The following is a 3,349-nucleotide window of genomic DNA, read 5'->3' on the forward strand; positions in this document are numbered from 1 at the left end:
GCCAGGCCGACCAGGGCAGGCAGTGGTCGATGTCCAGCGCCTCCGCGGACAGCCGCCGCCCCGTCCAGACGCAGTGCACGGGCTGCCCGACCGCCAGCATCCCCGCCGCGATGCCGCCGTCGGTGCTCGGCTATGTCCAGGGCGGGTGCGGCGACGAGCACACCCAGCGGTGGAACGCCGACGCGTTCGCGCGCTGGGGCATGGTGCCGCGGATGCTGGTGGATGCAGGCAAGCGCGACCTGTCGGTGCGGGTGCTGGGGATGGACCTGGCATCGCCGTTGTTCATGGCGCCGATCGGCGTGACGGGGCTTTGTACGCAGGACGGGCACGGCGACCTGGCCGCGGCGCGCGCGTCGGCGGTGACGGGCGTGCCGCTGGCGATCTCGACCCTGTCCAACGATCCGGTCGAACAGGTGGCGGCGGCATGCGGCACGACACCGGCGATGTTCCAGCTCTATTGCCCGCGCGATGAGGAACTGGCCGCGAGCCTCGTGTCGCGGGCCGAGCGCGCCGGCGCGAAGGCGCTGGTGGTGACGCTCGACACCTGGGTGACCGGCTGGCGCCCGCGCGACCTGAACGTCGCCAATTTCCCGCAGCTGCGCGGCCATGTGCTCACCAACTACTTCACCGACCCCGTCTTCCGCAGCCGCCTCGCCAAGCCGCCCGAGGAGGATCCCCGCGCGGCGATCGGCGCGTGGGCGGCGACGTTCGGTCGGGTGCTGACCTGGGCGGACCTGCCGTGGCTCCGCTCGCTCACCAGCCTGCCGCTGGTGCTGAAGGGCATCTGCCACCCCGACGACGCGGCCCGCGCGATCGACGGCGGGGCGGACGCGATCTACGTCTCCAACCACGGCGGGCGCCAGGCGAACGGCGGCGTCGCGGCGATCGACTGCCTGGCCAAGGTGGCGCCGGTATGCGGAGACGTGCCGGTGTTCTTCGACTCGGGCGTGCGATCGGGCACCGACGTGGTGAAGGCGGTCGCATTGGGCGCCTCGCTGGTGGGGGTGGGTCGGCCGTACAGCTATGGCCTGGCGCTGGGCGGCGCCGACGGGGCCGCGCATGTGCTGCGCTGCCTGTTGGCGGAGGCGGACCTGCTGATGGCGGTGAACGGCTGGCCGACGCTGGCGGATGTGAGGGAGGCGGGCGCGGTGCGGGTGTAGCTTGATCCATCGCCCTCACCCTTCCCACCGGCTGCGCCGGCGGGCCCCTTCCCTCTCCCGGCGGGAGAGGGAGGGAGCGCCATCAGGCGCGGAAGGGTGAGGGCGACAGCGGATGATTGACGGTCCCGCCTCTGTCCATTATGGGCCCAAACAACGTCCGACAGGCATCGCGCCCGCCGGACCCGTCCGAGACAGCGGGTGGCCTCTCCGGAGGCCTTAATTCCCCGCCGAGGCGGGGACAGGATCGCCGGCTGCGTGCCGGCTTGCGTCGGGGGCAATTTCCTCGCGCACCCATTCCCCATCGCTGGACTGATCCGGTGCGGCTCGTTGCCTCGCCGGGGTCGACGTGGCCTGTCGCTACGCCGGTAACCGGGCGTGCCGCCTTCCGGTGGTCCGCCCCAAGTGGAGAATGGCATGGATCGTGGTGAAAAAGCCGCAGCCGTCGCCGAGCTCAAGCAGACCTTCTCCGAGGTCGGCGTGGTGGTCGTCACCCGCAACCTGGGGATGACGGTGGCGCAGTCGACGGTATTGCGCAACCGGATGCGGGAAGCCGGCGCGGCCTACAAGGTCTCGAAGAACAAGCTCGCCCGCATCGCGCTGGACGGCACCAACTATCTCTCGCTCGGCGACATGCTGACCGGGCCGGTCGGTCTCGCCAGCTCGATCGACCCCGTGGCCGCCGCGCGCGTGGTGGTGGACTTCGCCAAGACGACCGACAAGTTCGAGATCGTCGGCGGCGCGATGGGCGCCACCGCGCTCGACGTGGACGGCGTCAAGGCGCTGGCGACGTTGCCCTCGCTCGACGAGCTTCGGGCAAAGATCGTCGGCCTGCTGGTGGCGCCTGCCACCAAGCTCGCGACGATCGCACAGGCTCCGGCCGCGCAGATCGCGCGCGTGCTGTCCGCCTATGCCGAGAAGAACGGCGCCGACGCAGGCGCCGTGGCGGAAACCGAAGCCGCCTGAAGATACTCGTCACCCCAGCAAACGCTGGAGTCGCTCAACAATGAAGAGATGCCAGCGTGCGCTGGCATAACAAACAAGGAAGAAGCACATGGCAGACCTGAACTCGCTGGTTGACCAGCTGTCGCAGCTTACCGTCCTCGAGGCGTCGGAGCTTTCCAAGCTGCTCGAAGAAAAGTGGGGCGTCTCGGCCGCCGCCGCCGTCGCCGCGGCGCCTGCCGCCGGTGGCCCGGCCGCGCCGGTCGCCGAGGAGCAGACCGAGTTCGACGTGATCCTGACCGGCGACGGCGGCAAGAAGATCAACGTCATCAAGGAGGTCCGCGTGATCACCTCGCTCGGCCTTACCGAGGCGAAGAGCCTGGTCGAGAGCGCGCCCAAGGCCGTCAAGGAAGGCGTGTCGAAGGACGAGGCCGCCAAGATCAAGGCGCAGCTGGAAGCTGCCGGCGCGACGGTGGAGATCAAGTAAGCCGAAAGCGGGAGAGACGCGGCAGCAAAGCTGTTGCGCACTTCCCGCAAGGCCGGCCAGCGGCGCCTTGCGCCGTCTGACGTCACGGGACTTGCTCCCGTGACGACCCGCCAGAAGGGGCGACGCCAGCGATGGCGTCGCCCCTTTCGCGTCATGTCGCCGCGATGGCCGACCGATAGTCAGCGTCACACCGTCGTCCACCAGCAACGACCGTCGACGATCGACGATATAACGCGCGATCCGAAGCTAGAAGGCCGCCTGAAGCAGCGCGACGAGCGCGTAGCGACCGATCGCGGGATGAGGGACGCAGCGTTTCGCGTAAAGCGCGGCAGACCATCCAACGCATAGCCGTGGATCATGCACCCGTTGCGCATCGGATATATACATCACGAGAGCGCGTAGATCCCGACTTTCCCTGCCCTGATGCATAGCTTTTGAGCTTTGCATCAAAGATGCCGGGATTGGTTGAGGATGGAAGTTCTGCCTTCCCGCCAAGGCAATGGGACTCTACGTAAGGCAGACTCGAGAACAAGGCGCACAACGCTACCACTGCCAGATAGTCAATCTTGCCGGCGCAATACCACCACTGCCTGAGCATCTGAGGCGCGCGGCAAAATCTCTATTACTTCGAAAAACCGTGACCACTGGCGATAGATATAGTCGTCGCTATGGAATACATTGCACCGATACGGGTCATCCAGTCGAAAGTTCGTAATTACTCACCCCCTTGCGGATGAGCGCGATCGCTGATTCAGAGGGGTTA

General features: G+C 67.5%; 3 protein-coding genes. All 3 read left to right on the forward strand.

All coding sequences use genetic code 11. The features are described from left to right. Positions 1–29: 29 nt before the first annotated feature. The 3 genes from ACFE65_RS06945 (at position 30) to rplL (ending at position 2,586) form a co-directional block, all read left to right on the forward strand. Positions 30–1,160 (forward strand): alpha-hydroxy-acid oxidizing protein, encoded by a 1,131-nt coding sequence (locus ACFE65_RS06945; protein ID WP_375381618.1) that lies wholly within the window; start codon positions 30–32, stop codon positions 1,158–1,160. A 414-nt stretch (positions 1,161–1,574) separates the two neighbouring features. Then, a complete protein-coding gene (gene rplJ, locus ACFE65_RS06950) occupies positions 1,575–2,123 on the forward strand; it encodes a 50S ribosomal protein L10 (RefSeq protein ID WP_375381619.1) in 549 nt (182 codons plus the stop codon). 88 nt (positions 2,124–2,211) lie between these two features. Further along, on the forward strand, positions 2,212–2,586 hold the full coding sequence (rplL, locus tag ACFE65_RS06955) for a 50S ribosomal protein L7/L12 (protein WP_375381620.1): 375 nt from the start codon (positions 2,212–2,214) through the stop codon (positions 2,584–2,586). Positions 2,587–3,349 lie beyond the last annotated feature (763 nt).

This window comes from uncultured Sphingomonas sp. (assembly GCF_964237335.1).
Classification (GTDB): domain Bacteria; phylum Pseudomonadota; class Alphaproteobacteria; order Sphingomonadales; family Sphingomonadaceae; genus Sphingomonas.

Excerpts from the sequence above, each read along its gene's own strand:
- rplJ (WP_375381619.1), top strand. The coding sequence starts at position 1,575 with ATGGATCGTGGTGAAAAAGCCGCAGCCGTCGCCGAGCTCAAGCAGACC.
- ACFE65_RS06945 (WP_375381618.1), top strand. The coding sequence starts at position 30 with ATGTCCAGCGCCTCCGCGGACAGCCGCCGCCCCGTCCAGACGCAGTGC.
- rplL (WP_375381620.1), top strand. The coding sequence starts at position 2,212 with ATGGCAGACCTGAACTCGCTGGTTGACCAGCTGTCGCAGCTTACCGTC.